Annotated in this window: 17 protein-coding genes; 9 read left to right on the top strand and 8 right to left on the bottom strand. The window is 68.4% G+C overall.

Annotated elements, in window-relative coordinates; translation table 11 throughout:
- Positions 1 to 59 precede the first annotated feature (59 nt).
- Genes phnE through ORI60_RS33535 form a run of 4 tightly spaced genes read right to left on the bottom strand, consistent with a single transcriptional unit; the run spans position 60 to position 3,551 of the window.
- On the bottom strand, positions 60 to 863 hold the full coding sequence (phnE, locus tag ORI60_RS33520; protein WP_266042004.1) for a phosphonate ABC transporter, permease protein PhnE: 804 nt from the start codon (positions 861 to 863) through the stop codon (positions 60 to 62).
- A complete protein-coding gene (locus tag ORI60_RS33525; RefSeq protein WP_266042005.1) occupies positions 860 to 1,477 on the bottom strand; it encodes a phosphonate ABC transporter ATP-binding protein in 618 nt (205 codons plus the stop codon). The genes phnE and ORI60_RS33525 overlap by 4 nt, the downstream gene beginning before the upstream one ends.
- Positions 1,477 to 2,364 carry a phosphate/phosphite/phosphonate ABC transporter substrate-binding protein gene (locus ORI60_RS33530; protein WP_266042006.1) on the bottom strand — a complete coding sequence of 296 codons (888 nt, stop codon included), beginning with the start codon at positions 2,362 to 2,364 and terminating at the stop codon, positions 1,477 to 1,479. The genes ORI60_RS33525 and ORI60_RS33530 overlap by 1 nt, the downstream gene beginning before the upstream one ends.
- Entirely contained in the window at positions 2,364 to 3,551 is a 1,188-nt protein-coding gene (locus ORI60_RS33535) for a TIGR03364 family FAD-dependent oxidoreductase (protein WP_266042050.1), read from the bottom strand. The genes ORI60_RS33530 and ORI60_RS33535 overlap by 1 nt, the downstream gene beginning before the upstream one ends.
- Before the next feature lie 96 nt (positions 3,552 to 3,647).
- Between ORI60_RS33535 and ORI60_RS33540 the strand changes: the two genes are divergently transcribed.
- Both ORI60_RS33540 and ORI60_RS33545 read left to right on the top strand, forming a co-directional pair.
- Positions 3,648 to 4,394: a GntR family transcriptional regulator gene (locus tag ORI60_RS33540; protein WP_266042007.1), complete on the top strand. Its 747-nt coding sequence runs from the start codon at positions 3,648 to 3,650 to the stop codon at positions 4,392 to 4,394.
- Complete coding sequence (locus tag ORI60_RS33545; protein ID WP_266042008.1) at positions 4,391 to 5,059, top strand: phosphonatase-like hydrolase; 669 nt, start codon at positions 4,391 to 4,393, stop codon at positions 5,057 to 5,059. Before ORI60_RS33540 ends, ORI60_RS33545 begins: the two co-directional genes overlap by 4 nt.
- Here the strand turns inward: ORI60_RS33545 and ORI60_RS33550 are convergent.
- Positions 5,033 to 5,461, bottom strand: coding sequence for a hypothetical protein (locus ORI60_RS33550; protein WP_266042009.1), 429 nt, complete (start codon positions 5,459 to 5,461; stop codon positions 5,033 to 5,035). The genes ORI60_RS33545 and ORI60_RS33550 overlap by 27 nt on opposite strands.
- On the bottom strand, positions 5,458 to 7,098 hold the full coding sequence (locus ORI60_RS33555; protein WP_266042010.1) for a DNA repair helicase XPB: 1,641 nt from the start codon (positions 7,096 to 7,098) through the stop codon (positions 5,458 to 5,460). The genes ORI60_RS33550 and ORI60_RS33555 overlap by 4 nt, the downstream gene beginning before the upstream one ends.
- A 109-nt stretch (positions 7,099 to 7,207) precedes the next feature.
- On the opposite strand from ORI60_RS33555, the gene ORI60_RS33560 reads away from it, so the two are divergent.
- From ORI60_RS33560 to ORI60_RS33570, 3 genes are all read left to right on the top strand, one after another.
- The gene (locus tag ORI60_RS33560) at positions 7,208 to 7,789 is read left to right on the top strand and encodes a hypothetical protein (protein WP_266042011.1); all 582 of its coding nucleotides are present in this window, start codon (positions 7,208 to 7,210) and stop codon (positions 7,787 to 7,789) included.
- A 56-nt stretch (positions 7,790 to 7,845) separates the two neighbouring features.
- Complete coding sequence (locus ORI60_RS33565) at positions 7,846 to 8,328, top strand: hypothetical protein (protein WP_266042012.1); 483 nt, start codon at positions 7,846 to 7,848, stop codon at positions 8,326 to 8,328.
- A 540-nt stretch (positions 8,329 to 8,868) separates the two neighbouring features.
- Entirely contained in the window at positions 8,869 to 9,681 is an 813-nt protein-coding gene (locus ORI60_RS33570; RefSeq protein ID WP_266042013.1) for a hypothetical protein, read from the top strand.
- Positions 9,682 to 9,739: 58 nt separating this feature from the next.
- Here ORI60_RS33570 and ORI60_RS33575 read toward each other — a convergent pair whose 3' ends face one another.
- Positions 9,740 to 10,717 (bottom strand): ABC transporter substrate-binding protein, encoded by a 978-nt coding sequence (locus ORI60_RS33575; RefSeq protein WP_266042014.1) that lies wholly within the window; start codon positions 10,715 to 10,717, stop codon positions 9,740 to 9,742.
- Between the two features lie 484 nt (positions 10,718 to 11,201).
- Between ORI60_RS33575 and ORI60_RS33580 the strand changes: the two genes are divergently transcribed.
- The 4 genes from ORI60_RS33580 (at position 11,202) to ORI60_RS33595 (ending at position 16,361) form a co-directional block, all read left to right on the top strand.
- Positions 11,202 to 14,558, top strand: coding sequence for a nitrate- and nitrite sensing domain-containing protein (locus ORI60_RS33580; RefSeq protein ID WP_266042015.1), 3,357 nt, complete (start codon positions 11,202 to 11,204; stop codon positions 14,556 to 14,558).
- Positions 14,555 to 14,974: a roadblock/LC7 domain-containing protein gene (locus tag ORI60_RS33585; protein WP_030470879.1), complete on the top strand. Its 420-nt coding sequence runs from the start codon at positions 14,555 to 14,557 to the stop codon at positions 14,972 to 14,974. Before ORI60_RS33580 ends, ORI60_RS33585 begins: the two co-directional genes overlap by 4 nt.
- Before the next feature lie 216 nt (positions 14,975 to 15,190).
- Complete coding sequence (locus ORI60_RS33590; RefSeq protein ID WP_245733430.1) at positions 15,191 to 15,775, top strand: DUF742 domain-containing protein; 585 nt, start codon at positions 15,191 to 15,193, stop codon at positions 15,773 to 15,775.
- Positions 15,756 to 16,361 (top strand): GTP-binding protein, encoded by a 606-nt coding sequence (locus ORI60_RS33595; protein ID WP_030470877.1) that lies wholly within the window; start codon positions 15,756 to 15,758, stop codon positions 16,359 to 16,361. The genes ORI60_RS33590 and ORI60_RS33595 overlap by 20 nt, the downstream gene beginning before the upstream one ends.
- A gap of 154 nt (positions 16,362 to 16,515) precedes the next feature.
- Here ORI60_RS33595 and ORI60_RS33600 read toward each other — a convergent pair whose 3' ends face one another.
- Positions 16,516 to 16,827, bottom strand: a complete 312-nt coding sequence (locus ORI60_RS33600) for a hypothetical protein (protein ID WP_266042016.1) — start codon at positions 16,825 to 16,827, stop codon at positions 16,516 to 16,518.
- Positions 16,828 to 16,830: the final 3 nt, after the last annotated feature.

Raw genomic sequence — 16,830 nt, forward strand, 5'->3', positions numbered from 1 at the left:
ACCGCCCGTGCGCAGTACGCCGCCCGTCGCACTGCCCTCGGCCGGGCCCGACGACGCGGTCAGGCACCCAGCCGCTTGCGCACCCAGCCGGAAGCCTGGTCGACCACGACCACGAGAAGCAGCACCACGAGGATGTGCGTGACCATCTTGTCGAACCGGAACAGCTTGATCGACTGGTTGATCAGGAAGCCGATCCCGCCCGCGCCGACCAGGCCGAGCACGAGCGACGACCGCACGTTCACGTCCAGCCGGTAGAGCAGAAGCCCCGCCAGGGAAGGCAGCACGGTCGGGAGCACCGCGTGCAGCGCGATCTGCGGACCGGACGCACCGGTGACCTCCAGCGCGTCGCGCGGCCCGCGGTCGCTCTCGTCCATCGCCTCGGCCCAGAGCTTGCCCATCACGCCGGTGTTGTGGAACACCAGCGCCAGCACGCCCGCGAACGGCCCGAGCCCCACCGCCGTCACGAAGATCAGCGCGAACACCACGTCCGGCACCGAGCGCAGGAACGACAGCACCGCGCGGGCCGCCTGCTGCGCCCACGCCGCCGACGTCGTCGCGCGGGACGCCAGCAGAGCCAGGGCCAGGGCGAACGGGATCGAGAACGTCGTGCCGAGCAGTCCGATGTAGAGCGTGATCACCGCTGCTTCCAGCGACTTCCCGAGCACCGAGAAGTCCGGCGGCAGCGACTCGGCGAGGAAGTCGGCCATGCCCTCCCAGCCCGCGATCAGCGTGGCGGGCGAGAACTCCGTCGCCTGCCAGGCGAGCACGTGCACGGCGAGGAAGACCGCCACCGCGACCCAGACGACGGGCGCGGGCCAGCGACGGCGAGGAGCCGCGAGCTTAGGAGCAGCCGTGACACTCATGCCGCCACCATCGCCTTCATCTCGACGACACGATGTGCGTAGGTGTGCGCGAGCTCAGGCTGGTGCAGCACAGCCACGACGGCCATCCCGTCACCTGCCAGGGCTTGGAGCAGCTCCATCACCTGAACCGCGGCCTGCGGGTCGAGCGCCGACACCGGTTCGTCGGCGAGGATCACGTTGGCGCGCTGGCACAACGCCCGCGCGATCGCCACGCGTTGCTGCTGCCCGCCGGAAAGCCGCGCACACCGGTCCAGCGCGCGGTCCGCGAGCCCGACCCTCTCCAGGCAGCTCATCGCCTCCTCCCGGACGTCCTGCGGGAAGAAGAACGAGCGGTGCAGCGCAAGCCGTCCCAGAGCGCCGGAGCAGACGTTGTCCAGGGCGTTGCGGCGGCCGACCAGGTGGATCTTCTGGAACACCATCGCGGCGTTCCCGCCCACCTCGATCTCGCCGCCGTCGGGCGTCTCCAGCCCGACCACGCACCGCAACGCCGTGGACTTGCCCGAGCCGTTCGGCCCGAGCAGCGCCACGAACTCACCGGGTTCGACCGAGAGGTCGAAGCCGTCCAGCACGGTGCGGCCGCCGAACGACTTGCGCAGGCCGCGGATGGTGAGCATCAGACGTCCTCTTCCTTGAGCCCCAGCGTGGTCGCGAGGTCGAAGAGCACCTTGTAGGTGTCGTTGTCCACCTGGACGAGCGGTCCGGGCGGGGTGACGTCGAGGAACGCGCCGACCTTCTCGACGTCGGCGGGCGAGAGCCCCAGCAACGCCTTGCGCACCTTGTCCTTGAACGCCGGGTCGAGGTCGCCGCGCACGGTGATCGGGTCGTTCGGGATCGGCTCGGACTTCCAGATCTGGAGGAACTTCGACTCGTCGAACGTGCCGGCACCCTTGGCGGTCGCGAGCTGCTGGCTGTTGATCTCGGCGGCGTCGACCTTGCCGTTGATCAGCGACAGCATCGCCTCGGGATGCCCGCCCGCGTAGTCGAGCTTCACGTCGGCGACGCCGTGCTTCTTCAAGCCGTAGCGGGGAAGCGCGTCACCGGACGCCGACCCGACACTGCTCAGCGCGAGCGACTTCCCGGCCAGGTCCTCGATCGTCCGCGCGGGGGAGTCCTTCGCGACCCAGATGCCGGCGGTGTAGCTGGTGAGCTTCCCGGACCCGTCCGCGAACGACACCATGGGCTCCGCCTTGGCCTTCTGCGAAGCGAAGACGTAGCCGAGCGGACCGAACTGCGCGATCTCCAGCTTGCCGTTGCGCATAGCCAGCACCTCGGCCGCGTAGTCGTCGACGACCTGCAGCTCGACCTCGCAGCCGAGCTTGGTGGACAACGACTTCGCGAGCACTTCGTAGGCGGGCTTGAGCTTCTCCGGGTCCTCGTACGGCTCGACACCGAACCGCACCTTGCCGCCGTTGGGACAGTCACCGCCGCTCGAAGCGGAGTTCGTGGTGCCACAAGCCGTCAGGGCCAACGCCGCAGCGAGAACAACGCCGAGGGTTCTCATCACATCTCCTGGAGGAGGTCGTCGAGCACGGCCGGGGCGAGGCCGAGCGCGGTGGTCATGCCGATGCCGGAGGTGACCGAGACGGCCCTGGTGAGGGGAACGGGCGTCGCGGTCAGGAAGGGTTCGGGGGCCGACGCGTAGACGCCGCGCCAGCGTTCGAGCACGTGCAGCGAGGGAACGCCGAGCAGCCGAGCCGTCTCGGTGAGCACCAGGTCGTCCAGGTCCTCGGTCCGGTACGGGTCGACCGTGCGGCTGTAGTGGTGGGTGTCGCCGATGGTGAGCGAGCCGTCGGGGAGCTGGGTGAACATCAGGTTCAGCCCGGCTTCGACCAGCTCGGGGTGGTCGTGGGTGAGGCGCCGGCGGACCTTCTCGATGCTCGGGCACCGCGCGAACGCGTCGTAGCGCAGCATCGAGAACCCGGTCAGCACCGCCGGGTCGATCACGCCGCCGTGCGCGACGCGCAGCATTCGCAGCTGGCAGCGCTGGACGTCGCGCTCTTCGGCGATCTCGGGGAAGAACCTGTCGACGTCGTGGCCGACGGCGACGACTGTCGCGCGGCATCGGATCTCGCCGCGGGAGGTGCGGACCAGGCCGGGCTCGACGGTGAGCACGTTGGTCGACCAGTGGAACGTGACGCCGCGATCTTTCAGCAACCTGGCGATCGCGTGGACGGCTTCGCGTGGGTTGACGCGGATGTCGAGGGGGAGGTGCGCGGCGCCGAGGATCGAAGGATTGTTCAACAATCCTCCGGTTGGATCGTTGAACAATCCGGCTCGCGCATTGTTCAACGATCCAACATTGGCATTGTTCAACGATCCAACACGCCGTTTGTTGAACGATCCGCGCGTGGGATTGTTCAACAATTCGACGTCGCGGACCTCGGCGAACTCCTCGAGCACCGCGAGTTCGTCCTCCTCGCGAGCCACGACGAGCGACCCGGACTCGCGCAGCCAAAACCCGGCCTCCCGGGCAAGCGTCAACCACTCAACGCGAGCGGCCATCGCGTACGAGAAAGCCACCCCGTCCTGAGCGGTGAAGCACCCGTGCCCGAAGTTGCGCACAGAAGCCCCAACAGCGTGCTCGTCGCGCTCGACCACGGCGACGGAAAGCCCCCGCCGCACCGCGTGCCAAGCATGCGCGAGCCCGACGACACCCGCGCCGACGACCACCAGGTCCACACTTGTCATGACAAGAACGATGAGCGGCCGCCAACCCGGAAGCAATGGGTGTTCTGATGTGTTCACTAGGAGTTCAGACTTGTTATGACATGTATCCTCGGCGGCATGGAGATGCCCCTGCACGAGCGCATCGCGGCCGATCTGCGGCGCCGCATCGCCTCCGGTGAGCTGGCCGTCGGAGATCCCGTGCCGTCCGAGTCGCAGCTGGGCGCGCAGTGGAACGCCTCGCGCGCGCCGGTCCGGCAGGCGCTGACGTCGCTCAGGGCCGAGGGCATGATCGGCGGCGGCCGCGGCAAGCCCGCGGTGGTGCGCCGGCACACGCTGTCGCAGCCGTTCGAGACGTTCCTGTCGTTCTCCAGCTGGGCCGCGGGCCTCGGACACGTTCCGGGGCAACGGACTCTGGAGATCGCGCGCCGTCCGGCCGACGCCGACATCGCCGACGCCCTGCAACTCGACGAGGGCACGCCGGTCGTGCAGCTGCTCAGGCAGAGGCTGATCGACGGCAGGCCGACGATGCTGGAGCGCACGACGTTCGTGGAACCGGTGGGGCGCCTGCTGTTCGACTTCGACTGCGACAGCGGATCGCTCTACGCGTACCTGGGGGAGCAGGGCGTCGACATGACCGTTGCGCGGCACCAGATCGACGCCGTCGCGGCCGACGCTCAGGACAGCGAGCTGCTGGAAGTCGAACTGGGGGCGCCACTTCTGCGGGAACGTCGGTGTGCGTCCGGAATGGACGGAAGGCCGGTCGAGTACTCCGACGACCGCTACCGGCCGGACATGGTCAGCTTCTCGATCGAGAACTCCCAGCAGGCGCACCCGGCGCTGCTGCGGGACTGGAGGGCCTCGTGAACGGCGCGATGAAGGTCGACCTGGTGGTGCTGGACATCGCCGGCACCACGGTGGAGGAGCACGGACTCGTCTACAGGGCGCTGGCGGACACCGTGGTCGCGGCCGGCGGATCGGCGCGGAACGTCGGCGAGTGGATGGGGGCCGACAAGTACGAGGCGATCTCGTCGATGCTCGGCAAGTCCGAAGTGGACGCCGAGTTCCAGGACTTCCACGAGCGGCTGGCGAAGTACTACGCCGAGACGCCGCCCGCGCCGATCCCCGGTGTGCCGGAAGCGTTGGCGCGTCTGCGGAGCAACGGTGTCAAGGTCGCGCTGACCACCGGGTTCGACCGGCCTGTCGTGGACGGGCTGCTCGACGTGCTGGGCTGGCGCGAGGGCGTGCTGGACGCGGTGGTCTGCGTGGACGACGTGCGAGCCGGCCGTCCGGCGCCGTACATGATCCACCGGGCGATGGAGCTGACCGGTGTCAGGGACGTCCGGCGCGTGCTGACCGCCGGTGACACCACGCGAGACCTGCAGGCGGGCACCAACGCGGGTGCGGGGTTCGTCGTCGGCGTGCTCAGCGGCAGCCAGACGGCGGAGGAGCTCGGCGCCGTCCGGCACACGCACCTGCTGGAGTCCGTCGCCGGTGTTCCCGGTCTAGTCGAGGGCGGCGGTGTGGCGTAGCTGCTCGGGGGCCGGGTCCGCGACCAGGACCCGCAGCGCGTCGGCGAACCGGTCGAAGCGCCGGTCGAAGTCGGCCAGCTCGCGCGACGGTTCCGCGACCAGCGCCGCCCGGCCCGGCCTCGGTACTGCGCTCGCCAGCGCGTCGCGGAGGGGCTGGGCCCGGCGCAACGCCACGAGCAGCGTCCACAGCCGCCGCTCGACCAGGGCGACCTGCACCGGGTCGCCGGTCACGCGCAGGAAGTCCGAACGCGCGGCGGTGGCGCGGCGGCGTTGTGCGGGGCAGGTGAAGTCGGTGGACCGGACGACCTGCGTGTCCGGTGCCGACCGGGCGAGTGCTTCCTCCGACCGGAACCGCCGCGAAGGCGGGGTCCCGGCCGGGTTCCACATCCACCAGGTCGTCATCCGACCAGGTCGTCCGCGTCGACGATCTTGTACGCGTAGCCCTGCTCGGCCAGGAACCGCTGCCGGTGGGCGGCGTAGTCGGTGTCGAGCGTGTCGCGCGCGACGACCGAGTAGAAGTGCGCCTGCCGGCCGTCGCCCTTGGGGCGCAGGATCCGGCCGAGGCGCTGGGCCTCCTCCTGCCGCGACCCGAACGTGCCGGACACCTGGATCGCGACGGACGCCTCGGGCAGGTCGATGGAGAAGTTCGCGACCTTGGACACCACCAGGGTCTGGAGCTCGCCCTTGCGGAACTGGTCGAACAGCTCCTCGCGCTCCTTGTTCTTCGTCGATCCCTTGATCACCGGTGCCCCCAGCTCCTCGCCCAGTTCGTCGAGCTGGTCCAGATAAGCACCGATCACGAGCGTCGGCTCGCCGGAATGCCGCTCCAGCACCCGCTTGACCACCGGGATCTTGGTCCGGGCCGTCGAGCAGAGCTTGTAGCGCTCCTCCGGCTCGGCCGTCGCGTACTGCAGCCGCTCGTTGTCCGTGAGCGTCACGCGGACCTCGGTGCACTCGGCGGGAGCGATCCAGCCCTGCGCCTCGATGTCGCGCCACGGCACGTCGTACCGCTTCGGCCCGATCAACGAGAAGACGTCGCCCTCCTGGCCGTCCTCGCGCACCAGCGTCGCGGTCAGCCCGAGACGGCGGCGCGACTGCAGGTCGGCGGTCATCCGGAACACCGGCGCGGGTAGCAGGTGGACCTCGTCGTAGACGATCAGGCCCCAGTCGCGCGAGTCGAACAGGTCGAGGTGCTTGTACTCGCCCTTCGACTTGCGGGTGATCACCTGGTAGGTCGCGATCGTGACCGGACGGATCTCCTTGCGCTCACCCGAGTACTCGCCGATCTCCTCCTCGGTGAGCGAGGTGCGCGCGATCAGCTCCCGCTTCCACTGCCTGCCCGCCACGGTGTTCGTGACCAGGATCAGCGTGGTCGCCTGGGCCTCGGCCATCGCCGCCGCGCCGACCAGCGTCTTGCCCGCGCCGCAGGGCAGCACGACGACGCCGCTGCCACCGGCCCAGAACGCCTGGGCGGCCATCCGCTGGTAGTCGCGCAGCTTCCAGTCGGTCTCCTCCAGCTCGATCGGGTGCGCCTCGCCGTCGACGTACCCGGCCTGGTCCTCGGCCGGCCAGCCGACCTTGAGCAGCAGCTGCTTGAGCCGCCCGCGCTCGCTCGGGTGCACGACGACGGTGTCGTCGTCGATGCGGGCCCCGAACATCGGCGCGATCTTCTTGTTGCGGAGCACCTCTTCGAGCACCGCGCGGTCGTTGGAGTGCAGGACCAGCCCGTGAGCAGGGCTGTTGGTCAGCACCAGCCGCCCGAACCGGCCCATGGTGTCGACCACGTCCACCAGCAGCGGCTGCGGCACCGGGTAGCGGCTGAACCGCACCAGCGCGTCGACCACCTGCTCGGCGTCGTGCCCGGCCGCTCGCGCGTTCCACAAGGCCAACGGCGTCACGCGATACGTGTGCACGTGCTCCGGAGCCCGCTCCAGCTCGGCGAACGGCGCGATGGACGTGCGCGCGTCGTTGGCGAGGGGGTGGTCGACCTCGAGCAGCAGCGTCTTGTCCGACTGGACGATCAATGGGCCATCGGTCACGCCGACAAGTCTCCCTGACGACGCCAAATGCGTTCGACCTGCGTCAACTGGTGAAGACAACTGTGAGGCGACACACGAAGCCAACAGGCCGTGTCGTACGTTCTCGCCCATGAGCACCGAGTCGACCGATCCCGTCGAGCCGCCGGCCGTGGTGACCCCCGAACCCGCGGAGACCGAGACCGACGAGTCGCCCAAGAAGAACAGCTGGCTGAAGTTCGTCATCGTCGGTGTGCTGGCGATCGTGCTCGTCGGCGGCGGCGTGTGGGCGCTGACGGCGCTCAACACCACCGGCGTCGGCGACTGCGTGAGCGCCTCGCCCAAGGACGTGGACAAGCCCGACGGCGACTGGGACATCTCGTCGAAGAGCTGCGACGACACCGCCGCCACGCACCGCGTTGCCGCCGTGCTGGCCAACGCCGAGGACCAGTGCCCCGCCGAGGGCATCTACGAGCAGATGTCGTCCGGCGGTGGCAAGTCGATGTGCCTGATGCCGAACCTCGCCGAGGGCAACTGCTACACGTCGAGCGACGACGGCGCCTTCAAGAAGGAGCCGTGCACCAAGGACTCCCCGGTGAAGATCGTGAAGAAGGTCGACGGCCTGCCCGAGGAGGGCTCGGTGTGCCCCGAGGGCTCCAGCGAGCTGCGGTTCAGCGAGCCGGCCTCCGTCTACTGCATGGGTGTCCACGAATGATCCTGATCGGGTGAACTCAGTTGAGCTGAAGCCCGCCTGACGCCGATACCCAGGCCATGAAGAAGGTCGGCCTGGGTGTTGCCGCTGTCATCGCGCTCGTGCTGCTCGGCGGGTTCGTGCTGACCCAGCTCGGCGACGTGGCCGAAGCGGCACGCGAGGGCGACTGCGCGCGGATCTCCGGCGCCTTCGACAACCCGACCTACCAGGCGCTCGACTGCGGCTCAGAGCAGGCGAACGTCAAGATCGCCAAGATCCTCGACTGGAACGAGAAGGCCTGCCCGTCCGGCGGCATGGACTACTCGACGTACACGGGCGAATCCACCCTGTGCCTCATGCCGAACTTCGTCGAGGGCGCCTGCTACGGCCAGGACTCCGAGATCGGCATCGCCAGGGTCGACTGCTCCACGAAGGACTCGGTGAAGGTCGCCAAGGTGGTCAGCGGCAAGGCCGACCGCGCCGCCTGCGGTGCCGCGCGCGCTGCGATCTTCCCGGTGCCCGCGACCACCTTCTGCCTGGAACGCGGCGACCAGAAGCAGTAACCCGCCCCTGGGCGCCGTCGCGCGCTCAGAAGTTGCCGCAGGACGCGGTCATTCATTCCGCCGCCGTCGTTCCAGCTGTCGACCCCGGCCCTGGTGGTCTGTGTCGCGCCGGAGCAGCGCGACGGCGTGTCGAGCACGATGCCGTCGGCACCTGTCGCGTTGTTGATCGTTCCCTCTGTCCGGATCGGACCGCTCTGAGGTTCACGGGCCTTCGCCGGTCGGCTCCGCGCGACCGTCCAGGTGGAACGCAGCTCTCCAGCGGATCCAAGCGGTCGTAACGTTTCCGTAAAGCCCGAGAGTTTTCCCGCGCCGCATGGCACTGTCTGCTCCGGCCGTGTCGGGGGGCATGGGCCATCTGGGGTATTGGGAAATGAGAGAGCTTCATGAGCACGACCGAATCCGCTTCGCCCACGTCCGCGCCGAAATGCGCCGAGGGCGTTGTCGCCACCCCGTAGCGGGGCTTTGACCTCATGAAACCGGAGTTGTGTCAGCGGCTCCGGTTTCGCTGTCTTTTGCGTGACTTCATCCGAGAGGAATCCAGTGACCGACCCCAACTACCCCCAGCAGCCAGGGCCCTACGGGCCGCCTCCCGGTGGACAGCCGCAGCAGCCGTACGGCCAGCCCGGCCAGCCGAACCCGTACGGTCAGCCGCCCCAGCAGGGCTACCCGGGCCAGGGCCAGGCGGGTCAGCCCGGTCAGCCCGGCGACCCGTACGCCCAGCAGCCGGGCCCGTACGGCCCGCCTCCCGGTCAGATGCCCGGCCAGCCCCTGGGCCAGCCGATGCCCTACGGCCCGCCGCCGAAGAAGAGCGGCGCCGGCAAGATCATCGGTTCGATCGTCACCATCGTCGTGCTCGTCGGCGTCGCCTTCCTGGCGAAGGCCCTGATCGGTGGCGGCCTGAGCGCCATCACCGAGCCGTCGGCCAAGCCGGGCGACTGCGCGAGCGTCACGGGCACCACGTTCAGCCCGAAGTACAAGAAGGTCGACTGCTCCTCGGCCGAGGCGAACTACTTCATCGCCAAGGCCATGAAGTCGACGTCGGAGGCGTGCCCGAGCGAGGACTACGCCGAGTACACCGAGTCCGGCCGGCGCAGCTCGTCGCTGAAGCTCTGCCTCGTCGAGAAGCTCGAAGAGGGCAAGTGCTACGAGGAAGAGCTCGTGAAGATGAACATGGAGGGCATGAAGCCCGTCGACTGCTCCAAGGGCAACAACGAGTTCGCCGTCCAGAAGGTCCTGAAGGTCGAGAAGGTCGTCCGGGCGGCGACCGCGGACTGCGGTGAGGCGACGGCCATCGCCTACGCGGAACCCGCGCCGGGCATCACCTACTGCATCTCGGCCGCCGGCGGGCAGTGACCGCACGAAAAATGGCGGGCCGGTTCTCCGGTCCGCCATTTCTCGTGCCGCGAAGCGACTAGTTCGTCGTGCCGGGTGGCAGCAGCTGCTGCACGTCCAGACGCCCGGAAAGCACGTCCTCGGTGTCCATCATGTCGGCGACGCGCTGGAGCCGGATCGGGTTCAGCGACAACGGGAACGTGCCGACCGACACGAGGGCCGCGGTCGGTGCGTCGACGTCCGCGTAGCCGGTCAGGGAGTCCTGCACGGCGAGCTTGTTGGCCTGCGCGCGCTGCTGCGCCTCGCGCAGCACGTCCCGGAACACCTTCAGCGTCTTCGGGTTCGCCTCGGCGAACTTCTTCGACGACGCGTAACCGGACATCGGGAAGTCCAGCGTCGGGCCGCGGGCGGTGTCGGTGACGATCTTCGCGCCGATCTTGCGCTGCGCCTTCGTGATGAAGGGCTCGATCATGAACGCGGCGTCGACCTGGCCCGCGGTGAGGGCGGCCTCCATGTCGGCGAACGCCATCGGCTTGAACTTGATCTTCTGCTTCTCGACCGCGGCGGTGTCCAGCACGGCCCGCGTGGTCAGCGCGCCGATGTCGGTCTCGCTGTTCACGGCGATCGTCGGCTGGGACTTCTTGCCGGGGTCGTCGTAGTCCGACGTGGCCGAGGTGACCAGCGCCATCGAGTTCGGGCCGGCCTGGTAGGCCTCACCCTGCAGCTGCAGCTCGGTGCCCTCGGCGACCGCGCGGAAGAGGCTGACGTGCGTCGCCCACGTGAGGTCGAGCGTGGTGTCCAGCTGCTTGATGGCCTCTGCCTCGCTGGGCTGGGTGACCAGGTTGACCTGCAGACCGGCCTTCTCGAACAGCTTCTCGGTCAGCGCGATCCGCAACGGGGCCACGTCGACGACCGGCAGCACGCCGATGCGGATGACGTTGCGCTCGACGTCCGCGTTGCCGCCGTTCGAGGAGCTTCCGAACAGGCCGCAGCTCGCGGTCAGAACACACGTGATGAGCACTGCAGCAAGCCGCAGAGCTTTGGCTCGGGTAGCCATGGCACCTCTCGCCGGTAGGGCTTGGGTAGCTTCGAATTGATCAGTGAGCGTCGCCACAGACCAGGGCGTCCGCAGTCCCAACTGCGAGTTCGGACGGACGTGGGGTGTGCCGACAACCGGGGATGTTAACCACCTGAACGTATGAAACGACACCCCATCTCGATACGGTGAGTGCTTCTGGAGACTTCCCCCGGGGAGGGGGTGACCATTACCCTTCCGGCTCGGGTGGCACAGGTCGTAGTAGACCGACGTGTCTTCAGACGGGGTAGGGCGCCTCACCGGGCGAACAACCTCTGTGCTGCAATTCGGCCCGTTTGACGAGTCCATGCTCGGTCCTGGGGAGAGACCGGGACACTGCTGCTGGAAGAGGAAGCCCAGAGTGGCCCGACGTGAGAGAGGTCCCAGCCAGTTTGGCGTGGGTGACACCACACGCTCCGAAAGGCCCGAAACGGGTGACGGACTGGCTGCGCTGGGTAACGGACCGATGAACGTGACACCGGACCCGGTGAACCACGACACCGGTGCCGGACCCGGTTCGGGATCTGCCCGATCCGCGGGATGGCGCCTGCGCAACTGGCGGTTGCGCACGAAGCTGCTCGCCGTTCTGCTCATCCCGACGGTCTGTGCGCTCGCCCTGGGTGGTCTGCGAGTCCGCAGCGACCTCCAGGCCGCGACGGAGTTCAACAACCTCGCGAACCAGATCCGCCTCGAGACCGCGGTCGCGGACCTGGTGCAGCAGCTGCAGCGCGAACGCGACCTGTCGGTCAGCTATGTCGCGTCGAACAAGAAGGTCGACAGGGTCGTTCTCGAACGGCAGCTGCGCCGCGTGAACGACACCAGCGAGGCGTTCAGCAACAGGATCGCCGAGCTGAGCTCCGACCTGAACTCGGCTGCCGTCGAGCGCTTCCAGGTCGCGGCCAAGCAGCTCGACCGCCTGAACAGCCTCCGCAACTCGGTGCGCGACACGCAGTACCCCGCCGAGGCAGTCCAGCGCACCTACTCGGAGTCCATCGAGACGCTCATCAACCTCGGTGAGCAGACGATTTCCGAGATCAACGACCCGGAACTGGTGCGACTGCACCTGACCACGAACGCCATCGCGCGCATCAAGGAGCAGGAGTCGCTCAAGCGGGCGATCCTCCTGGACGTCTTCCAGCGCAAGGCGTTCACGCCGTCCCAGCTGCGCTCCCTGCAGGCAGCGGACGCCGAGCTCGAAGCGGCCCGCAACGACTTCCGCAAGTCCGCGACGCCCGAGCAGGCCAAGATCTACGACGACACCGTCACCGGCCTCATCGTCGACAACGCGAACGACATGCAGGAATCGGCGATCAACCAGCAGGCGGGCCAGAAGGACTTCACGCAGGTCACGCCCGAGAAGTGGGACATCGCCGCCACGCTGACGGTCAACCTGACCCGTGACGTCGAGAACCTGCTGGTCGAGCAGCTGCAGACCAAGACCGACGACCTGGCGGGCGACACGCGCGCCAGGGCGTACGTCGAGTCCGGCATCGTGCTCGTGATCCTCGCGCTCGCGCTGCTGATGGCGCTGTTCGTCGCCCGCTCGATCCTCAACCCGCTGCGCACGCTGCGCCGCACCGCCCTCGACGTCGCCGACCACGGTCTCCCCGACGCGGTCGAGCGGATCCTCGCGGACCCCAACCCGGAGAACGCGGCCAAGACCGCCGTCGAACCGGTGCCGGTGCACACGCGGGAAGAGATCGGTCAGGTGGCGCGCGCGTTCGACGCGGTGCACGGTGAAGCGGTGCGACTGGCCGCCCAGCAGGCCCTCCTGCGCGACAACGTCAACGCGATGTTCGTCAACCTGTCCCGCAGGTCGCAGGCCCTGGTCGAACGCCAGCTGAACCTGATCGACCGGCTGGAGCAGGACGAGCAGGACCCGGACCAGCTGGCCTCGCTGTTCGAGCTGGACCACCTCGCGACCCGCATGCGCCGCAACTCGGAGAACCTGCTGGTCCTCTCGGGCACGGACCTGTCGCGGCGCCTGACCCGGCCCGTCCCGGCCGCCGAGGTCCTCGGTGCCGCGGTCTCCGAGGTCGAGCAGTACGCCCGCGTGCAGGTCGGTCAGACCCCGGACCTCACGGTCCAGGGCCGCGCGGTCAACGACCTCGTGCACCTCATCGCCGAGCTGCTGGACAACGCCACGGCGTTCTCCGACCCGGTCACCAAGGTCACCGTTCGCACGGCCAAGACCCGCAAGGGCGAGCTGGCGATCGAGATCCAGGACCGCGGCGTGGGCATGGGCGAGCAGGAGATCATCGACGCCAACGAGCGCCTGGCCGACCCGCCGGACGTCGACGTCGCCGTCTCCCGCCGAATGGGCCTGTACGTGGTCGCGCGGCTCGCCAAGCGCCACGACATCAAGGTCCGCCTGCGCGGTAACGAGGACATCGAGGGCGGCACGACGGCGCTGGTGATCGTGCCGGAGACGCTCACCGCGATCCCCGGCCAGGCACCCGTCTCGACGCCGCCGTCCGGTTCCGGTTCGCTGGCCTCCGCGTTCGGCATGTCGCCGTCCTCGCCGGCACCGGCGCTGCCGTCGCCGATGTCGCCGTCGCCGATGTCCCCGGCCGAGCACACGACGGAGATCGGCACCACCGCTGCCAGGGCGAGCGGCATCGCCGGCGCCTTCGGCGGCGCCACCGGTGTCACGCCGCGCATCGACGAGTCGAGCCCGAGCAACCCGGGCATCCCGGTCAACTTCGTGCCCAGCTCGATCACCGACACCGGTGCGGGCGCGACGGCGATCCCCGTGTACAGCGACCCGCCGATCGAGGACGTGACGCCGTCCGAGCGGTGGCGCCGCGACCAGCTCGCGGCGGTCGAGCCGGAGGGTTCGTTCGGCGAGCCCACCCTCTTCACGGCCTACGAGGACCGCAACGAGGAAGCCGGCGAGATCTCCTTCGAGCCCGGCTACGAGACCACCCAGTTCGTGCCGATCCCGCCGATCGAGGACGAGCCCGCCTCGTCCAACGGCATCTCGCGCGCCTCGGCGGACGAGGGTCGTCTCGACATCGGGATGGGTCACCGCAACGGGACCTCGGAAGCCTCGCGCAAGAAGATCGAGCACGACCTGGACGCCCCGACCGAACGCCTCCCGATCTACGAGGCCGTCCTGTCGCAGTGGTTCCAGGCCGTGGGCAGTGAGACGTCCGCATCGGCCGCTCAGCCGGTCCCTGCGGCCGCTGAGGACGACGCACCGGCCGCCACCAACGGGCACGTCGAGTCGAGGCTCGGCGGGACCGACAAGCGCTCCGTCGAGTACATCGACGAGCCGCCGTCGACCCCGCCGCTCTCGGACGGGCCCGAACCGGAGCTGCCGACCCGGACTCGCAAGCCTGTACCGGCGGTGGCACCCACCACCACGTCGGCCGCTGGTCTTCCGGTGCGCACGCCGCGCTCGAAGGTCCAGCCGGCGGCTGAGGAAGTACCCGCACCCGCCGAGCAGGAGCGAGTTGTGGAACCCGAGCCCGTTGTGGAGGAGACTCCAGCGGCGGCACCCACTTCCGAGTCGGCTTGGCAATCGCCTGCCGATGAGGGATGGCACGCGGCTCAGGCGTTGTTGAACAAGACGCCGGAGACGAAGACCACGGCAGGACTGCCGAAACGGACACCGAAGGCTCAGCTCGTGCCAGGATCTGCAGCACCGAAGCAGCAGTCCCTGTCGCAGACGGCACAGCGCCCGCCGCTGCCGCCCCGTACCGCTGACGCGGTGCGCGGACGGATGTCGAGCCTGCAGAGTGGTGTCAAGCGAGGCCGGCACGCATTGATCGAGGCATACGCTGGTGACCAATCGAGCCGGCAGAACGAGGAGCAGGAGTGACGACCGCAGCGCAGCCAGGCAGCTTTGGTTGGCTTATCACCGACTTCGTGCGGAGGGTGCCCGGAGTGGCACATTCCGTTGTGGTGTCCGCGGACGGGCTGTTGCTCGCGGGATCCCAGGGCCTGCCCCGGGACCGTGCAGAGCAGCTGTCCGCAGTCGCGTCCGGACTGGTCAGCCTCACCCAGGGTGCTGCCCGCTGCTTCGAAGCAGGCGGGGTCAACCAGACGGTCGTCGAGATGGAGCGGGGCTACCTGTTCCTCATGTCCATCAGCGACGGTTCTTGCCTTGCCGTCCTGGCGGCGCCCAACTGCGACATCGGCCTCGTGGCCTACGAGATGACGCTGTTGGTGGAGAGAGTCGGTCAACAACTCACCCCTGAGCTGCGCGCGCAGCTTCAGGGTGTGGTCCGTCGCTAGACCTCATCTGAAGTTCAGGGGTGAGAACAAATGGCTGGTAGATCTGGCGCTAGAGGCCGGGGCTTCGGTAGGAACTTCAACTACCAGGAGTGGGCTTCTGGTGGGTTCCAGTTCGACGAGCCTGACGCGATACCCCAAGAACCAGAGGAAACCGAGGACGCGCCCCACGATGAGCGGGTTACAGGGCAAGGGCTAGGCGATATGTCTCAGCGTGAGGTGGACGACTCGTCGTCGTATCCGTACGACGACGTGCCGAACCGGTTCGACATAGACGGATACGGCTCCGGGTTGTTCGGTGGCCCCGGCGCGGACCTCTTCGGCCAGCACGAGATGCCGGAAGCGGTGCCGGAGCAACTGCCGTACACAACCGGTCCGCATCCGGTCTACAGCACTGGCGGCCAACCGGCGTACAGCACCGGTGCGCAGCCTCAAGTGCGTCCGGAGGAGAATGCTTCTGCGGACTCGGGTTCACTGGTGCGGCCTTACACACGCACCGGTGGACGCACACGGCCCGACTACGACCTTGCTATCGAGGCGCTGATTTCGACCAGCGAAAAGGGCCTCGAACGGGATGCCGCAGTACTTCCCGAGCACAGGTCGATCTGCGGGTTGTGTGTGGACACGCGGTCGGTGGCCGAGGTCGCGGCACTCCTACGCTTGCCTCTTGGCGTCGTGCGGGTGTTGATCGGCGACATGGCAAGCATGGGTTTGGTTTTGATTCACCAGGGCGGTCTGGTCGTGGGGGACCGGCCTTCCATGGAATTCCTGGAGAGGGTGCTCAGTGGGCTTCGCAGGCTCTAGTCCCCAGGGCGCCGAGGGCGCACGGAAGCCGACGACGTCCGCCAAGATCGTGGTGGCGGGTGGCTTCGGTGTGGGCAAGACGACGTTCGTCGGCTCGGTGTCCGAGATCGTCCCGTTGACCACCGAGGCGGTGATGACCGAGGCCAGCGCGGGGGTGGACGACCTCTCCGCCACGCCCAACAAGGTCACCACGACCGTCGCGATGGACTTCGGCCGCGTGTCGCTCGACAGCGACCTGATCCTGTACCTCTTCGGTACACCGGGTCAGCACCGGTTCTGGTTCATGTGGGACGACCTCGTGCGTGGTGCCATCGGCGCCATCGTGCTGGTCGACACCCGCCGCCTGGCCGACGCTTTCGCCTCGATCGACTTCTTCGACGACCGGCAGCTGCCGTACGTCGTCGGCGTCAACTGCTTCGACGGCCTCCTCCACCACAGGCTGGAGGACGTGCGCGAAGCACTGACGATCGACGAGTCGGTGCCGATCGTGACGTGCGACGCGCGCAACCGGCAGTCGACCAAGCAGACGCTCATCACGCTGGTGGAGCACGCGATGCGCCAGTGGATGTCCGTCCGCGCGGGCTGAACTCCTTCCGCCGGAGTACGACCCGCGACGCACGACTGAACGAGGCGAGCGCCACCTTCGGGAACGGCGCTCGCCTCATCGTCGTGATCTGACTCAGCTCGGTTCTGGTCGGTCCAAGTGGTCGTCCCTTCGCCGTTCTTCGCCGTTGCCGCTGTCAGCCGATGTGCAGGCCGACGCCGATGCCGATGAAGAGGCCGTCGAGCAGACCGTGATGACCGTCGTGCCAGTCGTCATCCCAGTCGTTGTCCCAGTCGTCCCAGTCGTGCCAGTGGTGTCCGGTGCTGATCCCGAGGCCGAGGCCCAGGCCGATGTCATCGGTCTTGGCCGCGGTGTCCAGCCGGACGTGGGCGGCGTTGTCGTCCTGGGTGCTCGGGGCGGCCGACGCCGTGCCCGACGAGAACGGCAGGGCGAAGGCCAGGGCTGTGAGGGTGGCGGCGACTTGAAGCGCCCGCCGGGTGTTGACCATTGT

It is taken from the genome of Lentzea sp. NEAU-D7, assembly GCF_026242055.1.
In the GTDB taxonomy this organism is placed as follows: Bacteria; Actinomycetota; Actinomycetes; order Mycobacteriales; family Pseudonocardiaceae; genus Lentzea.

Coding starts and splice junctions, on each gene's coding strand:
- ORI60_RS33530 (WP_266042006.1), bottom strand. CDS start 2,364: ATGAGAACCCTCGGCGTTGTTCTCGCTGCGGCGTTGGCCCTGACGGCT.
- ORI60_RS33525 (WP_266042005.1), bottom strand. CDS start 1,477: ATGCTCACCATCCGCGGCCTGCGCAAGTCGTTCGGCGGCCGCACCGTG.
- ORI60_RS33575 (WP_266042014.1), bottom strand. CDS start 10,717: ATGGCTACCCGAGCCAAAGCTCTGCGGCTTGCTGCAGTGCTCATCACG.
- ORI60_RS33600 (WP_266042016.1), bottom strand. CDS start 16,827: ATGGTCAACACCCGGCGGGCGCTTCAAGTCGCCGCCACCCTCACAGCC.
- ORI60_RS33550 (WP_266042009.1), bottom strand. CDS start 5,461: ATGACGACCTGGTGGATGTGGAACCCGGCCGGGACCCCGCCTTCGCGG.
- ORI60_RS33565 (WP_266042012.1), top strand. CDS start 7,846: ATGAAGAAGGTCGGCCTGGGTGTTGCCGCTGTCATCGCGCTCGTGCTG.
- ORI60_RS33580 (WP_266042015.1), top strand. CDS start 11,202: ATGAACGTGACACCGGACCCGGTGAACCACGACACCGGTGCCGGACCC.
- ORI60_RS33540 (WP_266042007.1), top strand. CDS start 3,648: ATGGAGATGCCCCTGCACGAGCGCATCGCGGCCGATCTGCGGCGCCGC.
- ORI60_RS33535 (WP_266042050.1), bottom strand. CDS start 3,551: ATGACAAGTGTGGACCTGGTGGTCGTCGGCGCGGGTGTCGTCGGGCTC.
- phnE (WP_266042004.1), bottom strand. CDS start 863: ATGAGTGTCACGGCTGCTCCTAAGCTCGCGGCTCCTCGCCGTCGCTGG.
- ORI60_RS33560 (WP_266042011.1), top strand. CDS start 7,208: ATGAGCACCGAGTCGACCGATCCCGTCGAGCCGCCGGCCGTGGTGACC.